Origin of the sequence: Streptomyces sp. CA-106110 (assembly GCF_050936285.1) — a bacterium.
GTDB lineage: Bacteria > Actinomycetota > Actinomycetes > Streptomycetales > Streptomycetaceae > Streptomyces.
Genome location: NZ_JBNJNB010000001.1, coordinates 9,998,626 through 10,017,072 on the forward strand (window position 1 = coordinate 9,998,626; position 18,447 = coordinate 10,017,072).

Annotated in this window: 13 protein-coding genes; 6 read left to right on the top strand and 7 right to left on the bottom strand. The window is 71.0% G+C overall.

Going from position 1 to position 18,447, the window contains the following annotated elements; all coding sequences use genetic code 11:
• Positions 1 to 86: 86 nt before the first annotated feature.
• The gene (locus tag ACQEXA_RS46190; RefSeq protein WP_432924825.1) at positions 87 to 1,517 is read left to right on the top strand and encodes a dihydrolipoyl dehydrogenase family protein; all 1,431 of its coding nucleotides are present in this window, start codon (positions 87 to 89) and stop codon (positions 1,515 to 1,517) included.
• 137 nt (positions 1,518 to 1,654) lie between these two features.
• Here ACQEXA_RS46190 and ACQEXA_RS46195 read toward each other — a convergent pair whose 3' ends face one another.
• The gene (locus tag ACQEXA_RS46195; RefSeq protein ID WP_432924823.1) at positions 1,655 to 2,317 is read right to left on the bottom strand and encodes a peptide deformylase; all 663 of its coding nucleotides are present in this window, start codon (positions 2,315 to 2,317) and stop codon (positions 1,655 to 1,657) included.
• A 319-nt stretch (positions 2,318 to 2,636) separates the two neighbouring features.
• On the opposite strand from ACQEXA_RS46195, the gene ACQEXA_RS46200 reads away from it, so the two are divergent.
• A complete protein-coding gene (locus ACQEXA_RS46200) occupies positions 2,637 to 4,124 on the top strand; it encodes an FG-GAP repeat protein (RefSeq protein WP_432924821.1) in 1,488 nt (495 codons plus the stop codon).
• A gap of 113 nt (positions 4,125 to 4,237) precedes the next feature.
• Here ACQEXA_RS46200 and ACQEXA_RS46205 read toward each other — a convergent pair whose 3' ends face one another.
• The 5 genes from ACQEXA_RS46205 to ACQEXA_RS46225 form a co-directional block, all read right to left on the bottom strand.
• On the bottom strand, positions 4,238 to 6,199 hold the full coding sequence (locus tag ACQEXA_RS46205; protein WP_433132881.1) for a zinc ribbon domain-containing protein: 1,962 nt from the start codon (positions 6,197 to 6,199) through the stop codon (positions 4,238 to 4,240).
• Positions 6,196 to 6,813, bottom strand: coding sequence for an IS607 family transposase (locus tag ACQEXA_RS46210; protein ID WP_432924817.1), 618 nt, complete (start codon positions 6,811 to 6,813; stop codon positions 6,196 to 6,198). The genes ACQEXA_RS46205 and ACQEXA_RS46210 overlap by 4 nt, the downstream gene beginning before the upstream one ends.
• Positions 6,814 to 6,968: 155 nt before the next feature.
• A complete protein-coding gene (locus ACQEXA_RS46215) occupies positions 6,969 to 7,316 on the bottom strand; it encodes a tetratricopeptide repeat protein (protein WP_359396053.1) in 348 nt (115 codons plus the stop codon).
• Between the two features lie 80 nt (positions 7,317 to 7,396).
• On the bottom strand, positions 7,397 to 7,840 hold the full coding sequence (locus ACQEXA_RS46220) for a MarR family transcriptional regulator (protein ID WP_432924815.1): 444 nt from the start codon (positions 7,838 to 7,840) through the stop codon (positions 7,397 to 7,399).
• The gene (locus ACQEXA_RS46225) at positions 7,837 to 8,367 is read right to left on the bottom strand and encodes a MarR family winged helix-turn-helix transcriptional regulator (RefSeq protein ID WP_432924813.1); all 531 of its coding nucleotides are present in this window, start codon (positions 8,365 to 8,367) and stop codon (positions 7,837 to 7,839) included. The genes ACQEXA_RS46220 and ACQEXA_RS46225 overlap by 4 nt, the downstream gene beginning before the upstream one ends.
• 168 nt (positions 8,368 to 8,535) lie before the next feature.
• On the opposite strand from ACQEXA_RS46225, the gene ACQEXA_RS46230 reads away from it, so the two are divergent.
• The 3 genes from ACQEXA_RS46230 (at position 8,536) to ACQEXA_RS46240 (ending at position 15,148) form a co-directional block, all read left to right on the top strand.
• Complete coding sequence (locus ACQEXA_RS46230) at positions 8,536 to 9,501, top strand: pirin family protein (RefSeq protein WP_432924811.1); 966 nt, start codon at positions 8,536 to 8,538, stop codon at positions 9,499 to 9,501.
• Positions 9,502 to 9,815: 314 nt separating this feature from the next.
• Positions 9,816 to 13,700, top strand: coding sequence for a Pls/PosA family non-ribosomal peptide synthetase (locus ACQEXA_RS46235; protein ID WP_432938958.1), 3,885 nt, complete (start codon positions 9,816 to 9,818; stop codon positions 13,698 to 13,700).
• Between the two features lie 68 nt (positions 13,701 to 13,768).
• A complete protein-coding gene (locus tag ACQEXA_RS46240; protein WP_432924809.1) occupies positions 13,769 to 15,148 on the top strand; it encodes a M1 family metallopeptidase in 1,380 nt (459 codons plus the stop codon).
• Positions 15,149 to 15,210: 62 nt separating this feature from the next.
• Here the strand turns inward: ACQEXA_RS46240 and ACQEXA_RS46245 are convergent, their stop codons facing one another.
• On the bottom strand, positions 15,211 to 16,488 hold the full coding sequence (locus ACQEXA_RS46245; RefSeq protein WP_432924807.1) for a cytochrome P450 family protein: 1,278 nt from the start codon (positions 16,486 to 16,488) through the stop codon (positions 15,211 to 15,213).
• A gap of 308 nt (positions 16,489 to 16,796) precedes the next feature.
• Between ACQEXA_RS46245 and ACQEXA_RS46250 the strand changes: the two genes are divergently transcribed.
• Entirely contained in the window at positions 16,797 to 18,416 is a 1,620-nt protein-coding gene (locus tag ACQEXA_RS46250) for an FAD-dependent oxidoreductase (protein WP_432924805.1), read from the top strand.
• Positions 18,417 to 18,447 lie beyond the last annotated feature (31 nt).

The following is an 18,447-nucleotide window of genomic DNA, read 5'->3' on the forward strand; positions in this document are numbered from 1 at the left end:
CGCTGTCCACAACGGCGACACGGGGGCATGTATTCCGCGCGCGTACCCATGTGGCCACGGCGCACACCAACAACCACACTGGGCCCATGACGGAAACGGAATCCATCGCCTACGACGTAGTGGTGCTCGGTGCCGGGCCCGTGGGGGAGAACGTCGCCGACCGCACGCGCGCGGCCGGCCTCTCCACCGCGGTCGTGGAGAGCGAACTGGTCGGCGGCGAATGCTCGTACTGGGCGTGCATGCCCAGTAAGGCCCTGCTGCGCCCGGTCATCGCCCGCGCCGACGCCCGCCGCGTTCCCGGCCTCGCCCCGCTCGCCGCAGGTCCCCTCGACGTGCCCGCGGTCCTGGCCCACCGCGACTACGAGACCTCGAACTGGAAGGACGACGGCCAGGTCGCCTGGCTGGACGGCATCGGTGCCGACCTGTACCGGGGCCAGGGGCGCCTCGCCGGGCCCCGCACGGTCACGGCGACCGGGCCGGACGGCGAGCAGAAGGTGCTCACCGCCCGGCACGCGGTCGCCGTGTGCACCGGAAGCCGGGCCCTGCTGCCCGACCTGCCGGGCGTCGCCGAGGTGAACCCCTGGACGAGCCGCGAGGCGACGAGCGCGAAGGCCGCGCCCGGCCGGCTGATCGTCGTGGGCGGCGGAGTGGTCGCCACCGAGATGGCCACGGCGTGGCAGGCCCTCGGCTCCGAGGTGACCGTGCTGGTCCGCGGCAAGGGCCTGCTGCCCCGCATGGAGCCCTTCGCCGGCGAACTGGTCGCCCAGTCGCTCGCGGAGGCCGGTGTGGACGTGCGCACCGGCACCTCGGTGGAGTCGGTGCGGCGCGAGGGCGCCACCCTGGTGGTCGTGACGGACGCCGGCGACCGCCTCGAGGCCGACGAGATCCTGTTCGCCACCGGCCGGGCCCCGCGGACCGAGGACATCGGCCTGGAAACCATCGGCCTGGAACCCGGCTCCTGGCTGCAGGTCGACGACACGCTCCGGGTGACGGACAGTGAGTGGCTGTACGCGGTGGGCGACGTCAACCACCGTGCGCTCCTCACCCACCAGGGCAAATACCAGGCACGCATCGCGGGTGCGGCCATCGCCGCGCGCGCGGCGGGCGTCCCGCTGCTGGAGACCGACGCCTGGGGCGCTCATTCCGCGACCGCCGACCACGCGGCGGTCCCGCAGGTCGTCTTCACCGACCCGGAGGCGGCCGCCGTGGGCCTGTCCCTGGCCGAGGCGGAGCAGGCGGGCCGCCGGGTCCGCGCCGTCGACGTCGAACTGTCGTCGGTGGCCGGCGCGGGCCTGTACGCCGACGGCTACCGTGGGCGCGCCCGCATGATCGTCGACCTGGACAGCGAGACCCTGGTCGGCGTCACGTTCGTCGGCCCTGGTGTCAGTGAACTGATCCACTCCGCGAGCATCGCGGTGGCCGGCGAGGTGCCGGTCGACCGCCTGTGGCATGCGGTCCCGTCGTACCCGACGATCAGCGAGGTGTGGCTCCGCCTGCTGGAGGCATACCGGGGGTGACGCCGACGGGAACCACCCGGCCCAGGGAGTGATGAACGCCCGAACGGCCGCCGGTGGGGTCATCCCGACACCCTGAGAGGAAAGGCGCCCGCGGCCCATGAAGTACGCCGCGGGCGCCGTTCTCGTCGTGGGCCGGCTCAGCCGGGCAGGGTGAAACCCAGTTCCGCCGCGGCCCGTTCGGGCGTCGGCTGCGCCCAGCGTGCCGCCACCGCCTCGTTGGACGACAGCGAGCGGGGCTCCGCACGGTCCAGATAGAGCGTGCCGTCCAGATGGTCCGTCTCGTGCTGGACGATGCGCGCCGGCCAGCCCGAGAACTCCTCGTCCACCGCGGCCCCGTGCTCGTCCAGCGCCCGCAGCCGCACCCGGGCGTGCCGGGCCACCACGGCCTGCCAGCCCGGAACGCTCAGGCAACCCTCGAAGAAAGCCGCACGTTCGGTGCCGACGGCCTCGTACGACGGGTTGACGAGCACCCGGAAGGGCTGCGGCACCCGTCCGCGCGCGAGCCGGACCTCCTCGGGCACGGGCGCCGGATCCTCGACGACCGCGATGCGCAACGGCACTCCGACCTGTGGCGCGGCGAGCCCGACCCCGGGCGCCGCGTGCATCGTCTCGCGCAGAGCCTCGATGAAGCGGGCGAGGAGCGCGGGCGGCAACTGCTCGTGGAAGGGCTCGGCGCCACGGCGCAGCACCGGGTGGCCGGCGGCGACGATCGGCAACGGGCCACCGGCGGCGAGGAGTTCCTCGACCCGCTCGGCGACCGGGCGGTCGTGCGGGTGGGTGCGGTCGACTTCGGGTGTCATCCTCCGATCTTCGCAGGCGACGGTGCGTACAACCGTCGGGCGACGGAAGGAGTCTCACGTTCGGAGCCGCCGTAGTGGGGGGCAACGGTTCTTGTGCCTCGACGCGAGAAGGCGTCGGGCGCAGGGCTGCGTTGCCATCGGTCGGGGGGACGCATCGTGATGGTGGCAGAGTTCCGCATCGTCGCGGGCCGCGTGGAGCTGTGTGGCCCCTTCAGGGTGGGCCGTCCTCCCGAGACCCTGCCATTCGCAGGCTGCCCGCAATCCGACTGCCTGTCGGGTCGCCACCAGGACGGGAATCCCTCAGCTCAGGAGCCCTTACGTGCGTAGCAAGCGACTCACCGGAAGAAGCCGGACATCCGCCACGGCCGCAGCGGCCGTACTGCTGACGATCGGCGCCACGATCACCGCGACGACACCGTCCGCCACCGCCGCGCCCGCGGCCGTGGCCCACGACGACTTCAACGGCGACGGCTACCCCGACCTCGTCGTCTCCGCCCCCGGCGGTACCGTCAGCGCCAAGAAGGGTGCCGGGTACGTCGCCGTCCTGTATGGCTCCGCCGGCGGCATCTCCACCTCGCGGAGGGCGACGTTCAGCCTGAGCACCCCCGGCATACAAGGTCTGGCCCAGGCCGACGACAACTTCGGCAAGTCGACCGCGTCCGGTGACCTGGACGGCGACGGCTATGCCGATCTCGTCGTCGGAATCCCCGGCAAGGACATCGGCGCGGCCACCAACGCGGGCGCCGCGACCGTGCTGTTCGGCTCCAGGACCGGGCTGCACGGCGCGGACAGCCTCTGGCTCCAGGACGACGGCCCGACGGCGCAGGGCCGTTTCGCCATGGGCCTGGCCACCGGCCGGTTCACCGGCTCCGGCACCCAGCTCGCCGTCATGACCGGCGGCGATGTGTGGACGTACCACAGCGAAGTCACGGCAGGTGTCAGGCATCTGGCCCCGGCGGACCGCTCCTCCTGGTCGTGGGAGGAGGACTACAGGCCCGCAGGCCTGACTTCGGGCGACTACAACAAAGACGGTACCGACGACCTGGTCGTGCTCGGCACCCAGATCATCGAAGAGAGCCTCTACCCCGTCGAGTCGCACGGTGCGGCCCGGTATCTGCGCGGCGGCCCCGACGGACTGGCGTGGGGCGGCTACGTGACCGGCGGCGCGACAGGTGCGTCCGGCGACATCAACAAGGACGGCTACACCGACCTCGTCGTGGGGTCGCCCGCCGACCGCGACGAGCTGAACGGCGTCCTGCTCGACGGCGGCGCGGTCCGCGTCCACCTCGGTGGACCCGACGGCCCTGTCAACACCGGCCCCGACTTCCAGGTCTGGACACAGAATTCACCCGGTGTCCCCGGCACCGAGCAGCTCGGCGACCGCTTCGGCGGCGCCGTCGGCGTCGGTGACATCGACGGCGACGGCTACGCCGATGCCACGATCGGCGCACCCGGCAACGACGTCGGCGGCGCCACCGACGCGGGCACCGTCTGGGTCATGCGCGGCTCGGCCACCGGCCTGACCACCACCGGAAGCAAGACCATCAGCCAGGACATCTCGTCCGTCCCCGGCACCGCCGAGAAGTCCGACCAGTTCGGAAGCGCCCTCCGCCTCATCGACCCCGATCGCAACGGAAAGGCCGGCCTGGTCGCCGGCGCCCCCGGTGAGGACACGAACGACGGCGGCGCCTGGGTCCTCTCAGGGACCAGCAGCGGCCTGGCCACCAGCGGCTCGTGGTGGTTCAACGGCGCCACCCTCGGTGCCCCGTCCTCGGACGCCCGCGTCGGCGAGACCTGCGCCCCGTAGCCGTCGCGCCGCGGTTTCACGGCTCCTCCGGTCTTCGCGGGATCTCGCCACCAGGCGGGACTCGAGGGCCGCGGATCGGGACCGCCGCGGTCCATGGTCCTGAGCGTCTCTGATCAGCTATGCGATCCTGAGTTGGATTGGGTTTCCGGGATCGTTTCCCACCGTGGTGGGGAGGCGTGGGCGTGGAGGTGGAATCCCGCGCCGAGTGCTGCCCCTCGTGGCCGGTGTCGGCTGGTGGTGGGTGTGCTGATCGTGTTCACGCCCTGGTGTCGGTGGGCTGCGCGGGGCAGCCGGGTCCGGTCCGTGTGAGCGTGTCCCTCCGGACGCTGGCCAACACGACCGCGAGGCCGTGCTGGGGAGGGTGCCCTGCGTCGCCTGGGCGCGGGGCGTGTGGAACGTGGCCGGGTGGGGCCGGTCTTGGTCCGGTCCTTCCGGCTGGTCTTGTCAGTCGGTGTGAGGACGGCGTTCGCTTCCAGGTTGTCGAGGACCGTCCGGATCACCATGTGGCTGCTGGTGCGGTCGGAAACGGTCGTGGCCTGGTGGGCCAGGCCGCGGGCTGCGATACGGCGCCAGGCACCGTGGTCGCGGTCACCCTGCCACCGGCAGTCCTGGTGGGGGCAGATGGCCCATTTCCATCCCGCGATAGTGGGCCGGTCGGAGGCTTTGCGGTGCCGCAGCGGGGTCAGGCAGTGCGGGCACAGTTTGGAGGTGTTGCGGGCCGGAACCGTGACGACGGCGATGCCCTGTTCGGTGGCGAGGTGCCGCGTGCGGTCGGCGATCTGTCCGCGGACCTGCTGGGACAGGCGGGTGTTCAGGGTGCGGCCCATGCCCCCGGCTTCCATCGACCGCAGATCCTCGACATAGATCACCGTGGCCCCGGCCGCGATGGCCTGGTCGACGGCCCACCTGGCGGCAACCCATGCCAGGGAGTCGTTGAGGTTCGACCTGCGGTTGGACACGTGCGCGATCTCGCTGCGCAGCACGTCGAGCTTGGGGGCAAGCTGGTGGTCGTCGTGGCCTGCGATGAGCCGCATGTACTGGTCGGCCTTGGTGTGCAGTCGCTCCGAGAGGCGGCGCAGGCGGTGCTGCTTGGCGAGCACATCGGCGGCCCGGAACTGGGCGCCGGCACCGAGCGTGGTGATCCGCCCCTCGCCGTTCAATTGCACGGCGCCCGCGCTGAGGAGCGTGTTCAGGCCCCAGTCCACGCCGAGCGCCACCGTATGACCGGTGCGGTGGGCCTTGGGGACGGCGTGGGTGTAGGCCAGGTCAGCGCGCACGGTGTCACCCGCGCAGCGGAGGGTGGGAAGGTGGAGCACCGCCGCTGCCGGGACCGTAGGCGGCAACGCGATGGGGCAGGCCACCCACGTCCAGTCCCGGTAGGTGGCCGGGTCGGGGCGGGTGGGCAACTGAAGCCGTAGCAGCGCCTGCCCGGTGCCGGTTTCGGAGCGTTCGATCGTGGCCTGCTTGAGCAGCAGCAGGCGGGGGATCCTCGGGGTGCCTTCGAGTTCGAACACGTCCACGGGCAGACGGCCGTTGGCCTTGAGATACGTGGCGGCCTGCCGGGTGCGGGCCTTGATGATGCTGGACGGCAGATACTTTCCACCAGGGACCGCTGCGCGTACGGCGTCCCACTCGCTGGGAGTGCGTTTGCTCGGATCGGCCGGCCACGTCGCCAGCATCCCCAAGACCACATCGGCGCGCCACTTCACCGAGCGAAGCGCCCGCCCGGCCTGCTCCTGGGCCATGCGCACGATCCGGTCGTTGACCTTCACGCCCTCGTGCGGGGCGGCACTCCAGCCCAGACGGCGCAGCGCCATCCACGCGTTCGACGGCAGATTCCGACCGACCTCGTCCACGCCGGAGGCGAGTACCTTCACATCACGGCTGTTCCAACGCTCGGCGAGCACGACAGACACCATGCCCGCCACCAGGTCGCTGCACCAGCCGATGCGTTCGGCCAGCACGGCCTGGGTCAGGACTTCGCCCGTCTTCTCATCCACGCCGGTGCGCACAAGAGTGCGGGCGCACGCGGTCCGAGAGGTCTCACCGTCGGCGAGCAGCGGCTTCCGGCTCACCGGCGACTACCGGCCTGGCATTGCCCCGACTCGGCCAGCAGACGACGCCGGTTCTCAGCCGACCGCATCCCGTACAGGCGGCCGGCGAACGTGGTGACCAGCGACGCGAAGTCCTCAAGGAGTTCGTCCCGGCCGCCGAGCTTCTTCGGGTGCAGCACCTCAAGACTGGCGCCGTACACGGACAGCAGGTGCTTGAGCCAGCCGACACCGAACCGGGCGAGCCGGTCCTCGTGCGTGACCCGCACGACGGTCACCGAGCCGTCAGCAACGGCCCGCAGGAGCCGGCTCAGACCGGGCCGGTCCTCCCGCAGGCCAGAGGCCCGGTCACGGAAGACCTTGACGATCTCGCCGGTGGAGGTGACCCGCAGCTCCTTCTCCTGCGCCTGAAGCGAGGATTCCTGCCCATGGGAGCCGGACACGCGCACGTACAGGCCCTCCAGGCGGACACGCTCGCCACCGGTGGAGACCTTCATCGCCTCCACATCGATCGAGGAGAACCGGCGCTCACGCCCGACCCAAGTCACCGGAATCTTCCCCGAGTCAGCCCAAAGACGAAGCGTCACGGGGTGAACACCCAAGCGTTTGGCGGCCTTTGAGAGTCGAAGAAGTTCCACACGATCACCATACGATCACTGAGGAACTCTAAGCAAATTGATGAGCCTGCACACGGCGACGAGCCGGTGGGGCCAGGAGACCTTGTGCGCGCAGGACGGCCCGTGCCCGAGAGAACCGGGCACGGGCCGTCGATGTGCGGGTGCGGTGCCGGGGCTCACGCCTCGGCGAAGTCGCCCGAGAGTGCCGAGGCGAGACGCAGATGCGGCTCGGCCTCGCTGTCGCGCCCCTGGCGCTGGAGGGTGCGCCCCAGCAGCAGCCGGGCGTAGTGCTCCACCGGGTCGCGCTCCACGATGACGTTCAACTCGGCCTCGGCGCGGCGCAGTTGGGCCGAGTGGTAGTAGGCGCGTGCCAGCAGCAGCCGCGGCCCCGTCTGCTCCGGAACCTCGTCGACCAGTCCCTCCAGGACCCGCGCCGCCGCGTAGTAGTCCTTGGCGTCGAAGAACATCCGCGCGCGCTCCCAGCGCTCGGCGGGCGCTCCGTGGTCGTAGTACGTCGTCTCCACTCAAGACCTCCTTACGGCGTCGACAACGGACCCTGATCGTTGAATATTCCACGACCTGGAGCGAGGGGCCGAACCGGCGGTTATGCGACGGCCAGCTCGGCGTTCGCGCGCTCGAGGATCACGGTCAGCACACGCCCGCCGGCCTCCAGGTCCTCCCGGGGGATGTCCGCGTAGAGCCGGGAGGCGATCTCCCCGCCGGCGGACTGGATGCTCTCGAGCAGCTCCCGGCCGCTGTCCGTGAGCGACACCTGGTCGCCGGCGGAAGCGTCCAGCGCCCGGCCGGCGACGAGTGCCTCGATGTCGGACCGGACCGCCTGCTCGTCCACGATCTTGAGGGAGCCGACCACCTGGGCGACGAGGGAGGCGCGCTCCAGCCGCCCGCCGCTGTTCGCGAGGGTCCGCAGCACCGACGACTGGGTGAACGTGGTGCCGGTGCGGGCGAGGACACGCTCCAGCAGTGCGCGGGCGGCGTAGTGCGTGAGACCTATGAGCTGGCTGTTGACGACGGGAGTGGGGTTGGTCATGACTGCTCCTGTTCGCTGTCGTTGCCTTCGGTGTGCTGCGGACCGGGGCCATCGGCGCCGCCCCCGGCGGCCGACGGGTCGAGCGGTGCGTCGAGCAGGATCCGCAGTGCCTGTACGAAGTCCTCGGTCCGGGCGCTGTCGCGGCCGCCCAGGGGCTGGAGGAACTGTTCGTGCAGCCGCTGGACCACCTCGATCGCCTGACGGGCGACATCCCGCCCGTGTGCGGTGAGCGAGAGCTGCACGGCCCGGGGGTCCGCCGGGTCCCGGACGCGGTCGACGAGACCGGCGGCTTCCAGGGTGCGGGCCAGTTTGGAGACGTACAGCGCTTCGAGGCCGGTGTGGTCGGCGAGCTGCCGCTGGCTGGGCCGCCGCCCGGCGCGGTGCATGCCGAACAGTGTCGCGACCAGCGCGTACTGAGCATGTGTCAGGCCCAGGGGTGCCACGGCCCGGTCGACGGCCACGCGCCACTTCGTCGAGAGCCGCCAGACGAGGAATCCGGGCGTCTCGCCCTGGGGAGTCGCATTCACGATCGATACCGTACATGGCTACTATCGCCATGGCTACTATCGCGCGGGATGCACATCCGATCCGGGATCTCCGCACCGTCAACCTGGCGCCACGTTCGATTCAAGAGCGCCCTCAAGGGCGCGTGGATGGCCTGACGCGGGCCTGTGCGCGGGGCTAGGTTGTGCGGCATGAGCAATGTCGATCGCGAAGCGGTGCCCGCCGTGTGCGGTGGCCGCGGGTTCGTGGTGGCGGAGCCGGTGCGTGAGCTTCTCAGCCCGCGCCGGGTCCGGCTCGGCGAGTCCACGGAAGTCCGCCGCCTGCTGCCCAACCTGGGCCGGCGCATGGTGGGGGCGTGGTGCTTCGTCGATCACTACGGCCCGGACGACATCGCCGACGAGCCCGGGATGCAGGTCCCGCCCCATCCGCACATGGGGCTGCAGACGGTGAGCTGGCTGCACGAGGGCGAGGTGCTGCACCGCGACTCGACGGGCAGTCTGCAGACCATCCGGCCGCGCCAGTTGGGACTGATGACGTCGGGCCGGGCCATCAGCCACTCCGAGGAGAGCCCGAAGCCGCACGCACGCTTCCTGCACGGTGCGCAGCTGTGGGTCGCCCTGCCGGACAGCCACCGGCACACCGAGCCGCGCTTCGAGTACTACCCCGACCTGCCCGAGGTGACCGCGCCCGGCCTCGACGCCACGCTGATCCTGGGCGAGCTGGCCGGAGTGGCGTCGCCCGGTACGACGTACACGCCCGTCGTGGGCGCCGACCTGACCCTGACGCGCGGTGCCGACGTACGTCTCCCGCTGGAGGCGGACTTCGAGTACGCGGTCCTGTCGATGTCCGGCGAGGCCCATGTCGACGGCGTCCCGGTGCTGCCCGGGTCGATGCTCTACCTGGGTTGCGGCCGCGTCGAACTCCCCCTGCGCGCGGAGTCGGACGCGAGCCTGATGCTCCTGGGCGGCGAGCCGTTCGAGGAAGAGCTGATCATGTGGTGGAACTTCATCGGCCGGACGCAGGAGGACATCGCGCAGGCCCGGACCGACTGGACGACGGGTTCGCGGTTCGGCGAGGTGAAGGGGTACGACGGTGACCCGCTGCCCGCACCGGACCTGCCGCCCGTGCCGCTGAAGCCGCGGGGCAGGGCGCGCTGACGGGGTGACCGGCTGGGTGATGGCTCTCCGCAGGGTCAGGGGAGCGTGCTGTACCCGAGGGGTGTCGACGCTTGCCGAGGCCTCCCGGGCTCATGTGGGGCATATCTCGTCACAGTGACATATCCGCATGTCAGCGCATCGGAATTACCCCTTCCGGGTGCTCCTGGCAGGCCCTCGAAGGGCGGGCGGAACAGTCCGTGTCCATCCTCGTATTAAAATTGTCCGCTTGTTTGGAGCTGGACCGGAAGATCCCCAGGCATCCCTGCGGGCCCACCAGCGCCCCGGAGCACTCCGGGTACGACCGTGAGGACCCGATGGCAGCCCTCCAGCAAGGCCCCGCACGTGCGCTGTCCGACCAGGAGATGCACGCAGAGTTCGGCGACCGCGCGCGCTTCGGCGCCGCCCCCGCCGCCTCGCCGCGGACGCTCGTGGACATCCTCGACGCCTCGGTACGGGCGCACCCCGACGAGCCGGCCCTCGACGACGGCCACCGCTGCCTGACCTACCGCGCCCTGGCCCTTGAGGTCGAGGCCCTGCGGCGGCGCCTGGCCGGCGCGGGCGTCGGCCTCGGCGACCGGGTCGGCGTGCGCGTCCCGTCCGGCACCAACGACCTGTACGTGGCGATCCTGGCCGTGCTCGCGGCGGGCGCCGCCTACGTTCCGGTGGACGCCGAGGATCCGGACGAGCGGGCCGAGCTGGTGTTCGGGGAGGCACAGGTGCGCGCGGTCGTCGGCGCCGGGCACCAGATCACCGTCCACAGCGCGTCCGACATCCCCGCCGCCCGCCCGGGCACCGAGCACGACGCCTGGATCATCTTCACCTCCGGCTCCACCGGCAAGCCCAAGGGCGTCGCCGTCGCCCACCGCAGCGCCGCAGCGTTCGTGGACGCCGAGGCGGACCTGTTCCTGACGGAGGAGCCGATCGGGCCCGGCGACCGGGTCATGGCGGGCCTGTCCGTGGCCTTCGACGCCTCCTGCGAGGAGATGTGGCTGGCCTGGCGGTACGGGGCCTGCCTGGTACCCGTGCCGCGCTCGCGGGTCAGGAGCGGGGCCGACCTCGGTCCGTGGCTCGTCGAGCAGGAGATCACCGTCGTCTCGACCGTCCCGACCCTGGCCGCGCTCTGGGAACCCGAGACCCTGAACGACGTCCGCCTGCTGATCTTCGGCGGCGAGGCCTGCCCGCCCGAACTGGCGCAGCGGCTGGTCACCGAGGGACGCGAGGTCTGGAACACCTACGGGCCCACCGAGGCGACCGTGGTGGCCTGCGCCTCACTGCTCACCGGCGAGGAGCCGATCCGGATCGGACTGCCGCTGAACGGCTGGGAACTGGCCGTCGTGGACGACGCCGAGCAGCCGGTGGCGATGGGCGAGAGCGGTCAGCTGGTGATCGGCGGCGTCGGGCTCGCCCGGTACCTCGACGCCGAGAAGGACGCGGAGAAGTACGCGCCTCTCGAGTTCCTCGGCTGGGAGCGCGCCTATCGCAGCGGGGATCTCGTGCTGGCCGAGCCCGAGGGGCTGGTCTTCCTCGGGCGCGCCGACGAGCAGATCAAGCTCGGCGGGCGGCGGATCGAACTCGGAGAGGTGGACGCCGCGCTGCAGGCCCTGCCCGGGGTGGCCGGCGCAGCAGCCGCCGTACGGACCGCGCGCAGCGGCAACGAGCTCCTCGTCGGATACATCGTCACCCAGGAAGGGTGGGACCACTCGGCCGCGGTCGAGAAACTGCGTGCCGAACTGCCCGCCGCCCTGGTCCCGCTGCTCGCGCCCGTCGGCGAACTGCCGACCCGCACGTCCGGCAAGGTCGACCGGAACGCGCTGCCCTGGCCGCTGGAGGGCCAGGAGGGTCCCGTCGCCCAGCTGTACGGCACCGAGGCGTGGCTGGCCGAGCAGTGGACCGAGGTCCTCGGCATCCCGGTGGCCGACGCGTCCGACGACTTCTTCGCGATCGGCGGCGGCAGCCTCGCCGCCGCACAGCTCACCACCCGGCTGCGCACCCGCTACCCGACCGCGGCCGTCCTCGACATCTACCAGCACCCGACGCTGCGCAAGCTCGCCCGCCATCTGGAAGAGTCGGCGCAGGACGACGCCGCGGAGCGTGTGATCGCCCCGGTGCCCCTGCGCGCCAGGATCCTGCAAATCCTCCTGCTGGTCCCCCTGTTCACGGTGCTCGGGCTGCGCTGGACCGTGGCCCTGGCCGCACTCGGGAACGTGCTTCACTGGTTCGGTCCGTATCCGTGGGCGCCGGTGACCTCGTGGTGGGCCGTGGCCGCCGGGGCGGTGCTGTTCCACAGCGCGCCGGGGCGGCTCGCCATCGGCGCGGGCGGGGCCCGGCTGCTCCTGCGGGACGTCAAGCCCGGCCGCTACCCGCGCGGCGGGGGCGTACATCTGCGGTTGTGGGCGGCGGAACGGCTCGCCGACTTCAGTGGGGCGACCTCGCTGACGGGCTCGTGGCTGGAGCGCTACGCGCGGGCGCTCGGCGCCAAGGTCGGCCCGGACGTGGACCTGCACTCGCTGCCGCCGGTGACCGGCATGCTCAAACTGGGCCGGGGAGCAGCCGTCGAGTCCGAGGTGGATCTGGCGGGCTACTGGCTGGACGGCGACCGGCTGGAGATCGGCCCGGTCAAGGTGGGCGCGCACGCCGTGGTCGGCACGCGCAGCATGCTCTTCCCGGGCGCACGGGTCGGCAAGCGGGCCGAGGTGGCGCCCGGCTCGGCCGTCACGGGCCAGATCCCGACCGGTCAGCGCTGGGCGGGCGCACCCGCCGTCAAACTCGGCAAGGCCAAACGCAACTGGCCCAAGGAGCGGCCCAGGCGCAGCGTCTGGTGGCGGGCGATGTACGGCGTCAGCGGCTCCGCGCTGACCGCCCTCCCGGTTCCGGCGGGGGCGGCCGCGCTCCTCGTGGCACACCCGTTCGTGGACCCGGCCGCCGGACTCGGCGCGGCCCTGCAGGGGGCCGCCGTGGCGCTCGTCCCGGCGACACTCGCCTACGGGCTGACGTACGCGCTGCTGATCGTGATCGCCGTACGGCTGACGAGCCTCGGGCTGCGTGAGGGAACGCACCCCGCGTACGGCCGCACCGGCTGGCAGGCCTGGACCGTCACCCAGCTGATGGACCGTTCGCGAGAGACCCTGTTCCCGCTGTACGCCGGGCTGATCACGCCCGTGTGGTTGCGGCTGCTCGGCATGCGCATCGGCCGGGGCGCCGAGGTGTCCACCGTGCTGGCGCTGCCGAGTCTGACCACCGTCGGCGACGGGGCGTTCCTGGCGGACGACACACTCACCGCCCCGTACGAGTTGGGCGGCGGCTGGGTGCGGATCGGGCGCGCGGAGATCGGGCGGCGGGCGTTCCTCGGCAACTCCGGGATGACCGCGCCGGGCCGCAGCGTGCCGGACGACGGGCTGGTCGGAGTGCTCTCCGCGACACCGAAGAAGGCGAAGAAGGGCAGCTCGTACCTGGGGCTGCCACCGATGAAGCTGCCCCGCGCGGCCGCCGGGGGCGACCAGAGCCGTACCTACGAGCCGCCGGCCCGGCTGCTGTGGGCCCGCGGGCTGGTGGAGCTGTGCCGGCTCGTGCCCGTGTTCTGCTCGGCCGGGCTCGTCCTGCTCACGGCCGCGGCGCTCAGCGCGCTGGGCGGCTGGGCCTGGCTGCTGTGCGGGGTCGTCCTGCTGGGCGCCGGGCTCGCGGCCGGTGTTGTGTCTGTGGTGGCGAAGTGGCTGCTCGTGGGACGGCACCACAGGGGTGAGCACCCGCTGTGGAGCTCGTTCGTGTGGCGTAATGAGCTGGCGGACACGTTCGTCGAGTCCGTGGCCGTGCCGTGGCTGGCCGGGGCGGTGCCCGGCACGCCGCTGATGACCCTGTGGCTGCGTGGCCTCGGCGCCCGCATCGGCCGCGGGGTGTGGGTGGAGAGCCACTGGCTGCCGGAGACGGACCTCGTGACGCTGGAGGACGCGGCCACGGTCAACCGAGGCTGTGTGCTGCAGACACACCTCTTCCATGACCGAATCCTGCGGACGGATACTGTGGTCCTCCGTGAGGGCGCGACTCTGGGTCCTGGCGGAATCGTCCTGCCCGGCAGCACGGTCGGGGCCCGCACCACGCTGGGTCCCGCCTCGCTCGTCATGGCCGCGGAGTCCGTTCCCGACGGCACCCGCTGGCTGGGCAACCCGATCGAGGCGTGGCGTCCCCGGAAGCGAGCGGCGTGACTCGTTTCGGACCGGAGGGCAGGGCACCGGCACGACGAACGAGCACAGCGCAGGGAGCAGACGCACCAGTGAGTTCGCAGCAGAAGGTGGAAGCGGATCCGTACTTCCCCGCCAACGGGGATTCCCGCTACCGGGTACACCGCTATGAGCTCACGCTGGACTACCGTCCGGGCCCCAACCGGCTCGCGGGGTCGGCCCGGCTGGGCGTCATAGCGGGCCCGGCCCCGATCACCGAGTTCCAGCTCAATCTGGCGGACTTCCGGATCGGCCGGATCCGGGTCGACGGGCGGGCGCCGCACTACTCGCACCGCGGCGGCCGGCTGCGGATCCGTCCGCCGAAGCCGATCAGGGCGGGTGCCGCGTTCACGGTCGAAGTGCACTGGTCGGGCAACCCGAAACCGGTCACCAGCCCCTGGGGCGGGATCGGCTGGGAGGAGCTGGAGGACGGGGCGCTGGTGGCGAGTCAGCCGGTCGGGGCGTCCTCGTGGTATCCCTGCAACGACCGTCCGGCGGACAAGGCCGCGTACCAGATATCGGTCACCACGCCGTCGGCGTACGCGGTGGTCGCGGGCGGGCGCCTGCTGACCCGTACGACGAAGGCGTCCACGACCACCTGGGTCTACGAGCAGCCGGCACCGACCTCCAGCTATCTGGTCGGGCTGTCGATCGGCAAGTACCAGACGGTGCTGCTCGGTGATCCGGGCGAGGAGGGAGTGCCGCAGCACGGGTACATCCCGGCGCACCTGCTCCCGCAGTTCTCCCGGGACTTCGCGCGCCAGCCCGCCATGATGGAGCTGTTCCAGGAACTCTTCGGGCCGTACCCGTTCGGCGAGTACGCGGTGGTGGTGACGGAGGAGGAGCTCGACGTCCCCGTCGAGGCCCAGGGACTGTCGCTGTTCGGCTCCAACCACGTCGACGGGCACCGCACCTCCGAACGGCTGGTGGCGCACGAGCTCGCCCACCAGTGGTTCGGCAACAGCGTGACCATCGCCGACTGGCGGCACATCTGGCTGAACGAGGGCTTCGCGAAGTACGCCGAATGGCTCTGGTCGGAGCGGTCCGGGGGCCGCACGGCGGCTGAGCTGGCCGCGATCGCGCACCGGAAGCTGTCCTTGCAGCCGCAGGACCTGCGGTTGTCCGATCCCGGCCGCAAGCGGATGTTCGACGACCGCCTCTACGAACGCGGCGGTCTCGTGGTGCACGCGGTGCGCTGCGCGCTGGGCGACGAGACGTTCTTCCGGATGCTGCGCGGCTGGACGGGTGTGCATCGGGGCGGGACCGTGACGACGAGCACTTTCACCACGCACGCCGCACGGTTCGCCGGCCGGTCCCTGGACGATCTGTTCACGGCGTGGGTGGAACAGGAGGCGCTGCCGCCGCTGCCCGTCGCCGCGGCCCCGATGCCGAGGCGTCCGTCCTATCCGCCGACCAACGTACGGTCCGTGTGAGGCGACGGGCACGTCACCGGCCGCCGCTCGGCCCCTGAGGAGCCGAGCGGCGGCCAGGACGCTCAGTCCGTGAGGAGCCGGGCGGGGTCCAGGACGACCGGAAGGCTCTCCAGACCCCGGAACGCGGGGAAGGGGACCTTGAGCCAGTCGGCTTCCCCGGGCGGTACGGCGAGCTCGACGGTCGGGTACTTCCCGAAGAGTGTCGACAACGCGATCCGCATCTCCATCCGGGCCAGCGGGGCGCCGAGGCAGTAGTGCGGACCGCTGCCGAAGCCGAGATGGGCACTTTGCAGCCCCGGCCGCTTCACATCGAAGGTGTCGGGCGACTCGAACCTCTCCGGGTCGCGGTTCGCGGAGGCCACCGCGACCTGGACGAGGGCTCCCTTGGGAATGACGGTGTCGCGCATGGCGATGTCTTCGAGCGCGTGCCGGAACGTCGCGTTCTCCACCGAGCCCTCGTAGCGGATGACCTCCTCGATCGCGTTCGGGAGGAGCTCCGGGTCGGCCATGACCTCCCGCAGCTGGTCGCGATGGCTCAACAGATTGAACACCGCATTGCCGATGAGGTAGGCGGTCGTCTTGTGGCCGGCGAAGAGCAGCACCCACAGGGTGGACAGCAACTCCCCGTCGTTCATGGCGCCTTGCTCGTCCTGCGTCCGGATGAGATCGCTGAGGAGATCGTCGGAGGCCTTGGCGCGCTTGCGCGCGATGATCTCGACGAAGTAGTCGCGCAGCGCCCCCTCGGCCACGGCCAGCTTTTCCTTGTCCGCCTTGCTGAACCCGGTGCGCGCCACCACGGCGCACAACTTCTGAACCTCCTCGCGCTCGTCATCGGGAATTCCGATGAGCTCACAGATCACGATGAGCGGCAACGGGAAGGCGAAGGAGGGCAGCAGGTCGACGGGTCCCTCGGTGGAGCATTTCGCCAGCAGTTCGTCGGTGATCTGCTGAATACGGGGACGCAGCGACTCGATACGGCGCGGAGTAAAAGCGCTATTGACGATGCGGCGCAGCCGGGTGTGCTTGGGAGGGTCGGAGAAAAGCATGTTGTCGTCGAGTGCGACGGACGAGTCACCGAAAATGGTGTGGTAGGCGTCGATGGCCGCGTACATGTCCTTGCTGATACGCGGATCGGTCAGGGCGGCCTTCGCGTCGTCGTACCGCGTGATCAGGTAGGTCTCGACCCCGTGCGGGGGAGAGATGGGGCAGACCGGGGCCGACTCACGCAGGCGCTCGTACACCGGGTAGGGGTTGGCGCGATAGTCCGCCGATCCGCGCGAGGCTTTCGAGATCGCCTCCGCTGCCGCGTCCGCTGTTTCCCGTTCATCGAGCTGAGTCATTCCTCCGGCCTTTCTCAAGGTTCCCGCCCGCCCGCGGGACAGCGCATGTGCGAGTTCGATCCAGCCCTCCCCGGTCGGCTCCCGCCCGTAAACGTGATTCCCCCACTCGCGCGATATCCGCCCGCCGGATGCCGATCCGCCGCCGGTCGCACCACATGCGCGCATCGGAATTTCCGCTGTTCAGGTGATCACTGAATATCGCCGGGCCAGGCATGGCAAAAGACATGGGGCGAGCCAAGGACAACCGCGGCCGCCGCGTCACCAAGTGGCCGCGTCACAACGATGCCGACCCCGGAGGAGAACACGCGATGAACGATCGCGGCAGCGACTACGTGCCCGTCCTGATCGTGGGGGGCTCACTAGTGGGCTTGTCCGCCTCGGTCTTCCTCGGACGCCTCGGCATCCAGCACCGCGTCGTGGAGCGCCATGCGGCCACATCGGCCCATCCACGCGGCCGTGGCAACAACATGCGCACGATGGAACTGTTCCGGACGGCGGGTCTTGAGCCGCAGATCCGCAAAGCTGCCGCAGTGCTGTCCAAGAACCACGGAATCCTGCAGGTGGACACCCTGCACAGCGGGAACCGCCGATGGCTTTCGGCGCGGATCACGGGCAAGGCGCCCGAGGCCGACGTGTGCTCGACGCTCCGCTGCGCCTGCAGCCAGAACGACTTGGAGCCCGTGCTCCTCGACGGCGCGCGCATGCTCGGCGGAGACGTGCGCTTCGGCATGGAACTGCTGTCCTTCACCCAGGACGAAGACGGGGTGCACTCCGTTCTGCAGGACAGGGAAACCGGCGATACCCACACCGTGCATTCGGACTTCCTTCTCGCCGCCGACGGCCCCCGCAGCCCCGTGCGCGAGCGGCTCGGGATCGAGCACTCCGGCTCGGGCGATCTGTTCCACAACGTCAGCGTCACGTTCCGCAGCAAGCGGCTGCGCGAAGTGTCGGGTGACGAGCACTTCGTGGTCTGTTACGTCACCGACCCCGCGGGTGAGGGCGTGCTGCTGCCGGTGGACAACGAGGAGCAGTGGGTCTTCCATGTGCCCTGGTTCCCCGAGCGCGGGCAGACACTGGAGCACTTCACCGACATCCGGATCAGCGAGCACATCCGGGCGGCCGCCGGAGTGCGCGATCTGGACGTCGAGATCACGGGCAAGGCGCCGTGGCACGCGGCCGACCGGGTGGCGAACAGCTACCAGGACGGACGGGTGTTCCTCATCGGCGACTCCGCACACGAAATGCCGCCCACCGGCGCCTTCGGATCGAACACCGGCATCCAGGACGCGCACAACCTCGCCTGGAAGGTCGCGGCGGTGCTCCGCGGCTGGGCGGACGTGAAGCTGCTGGAGAGCTATGAGGCGGAACGCCGGCCGGTCGCACAGGCGACCAGCTCGCGGGCGACCCTGCAGGCGGCCCGTGAGCAGCATCCCGGGTACTCCGCCCGGACCGCGTCGAACGACACTGCGGATCTGATGACGGTGGCGCTCGGGTACCGCTACGCCTCCGCGGCGGTGGTCGGCGCCGATGTGGAAGAACCCGTCATCCCGGACTTCCTGTGCCTGCGTGCCGACCCCGGAACCCGCGCACCCCATATGTGGGTCACCCACAACGGGACGAACGTTTCGACCGTCGACCTGTACGAGCGCTCTTTCGTGACGCTCTGCGGGAGCAGCGACTGGCGGACCGCCGCCCGCAGTGCGGGTGCGCGACTCAACGTTCCGCTCGACATCTACGCCATCGGCGCTGGCGCGGAGTTCGACCTGGACACCGGAGACGGACCCGACTGGGCATCGGTGCACGGCACGACCCCGGACGGCGCGGTCCTCGTACGGCCGGACGGGTTCGTCGCCTGGCGCACCGACGGTGAGCCGAAGGACATGGAGAAGGAACTGACATACGTGCTGCGCCGAATCCTCGGGCGTTGAGCGAACACCGCCCCAAGCCCCGGGCTTTCCG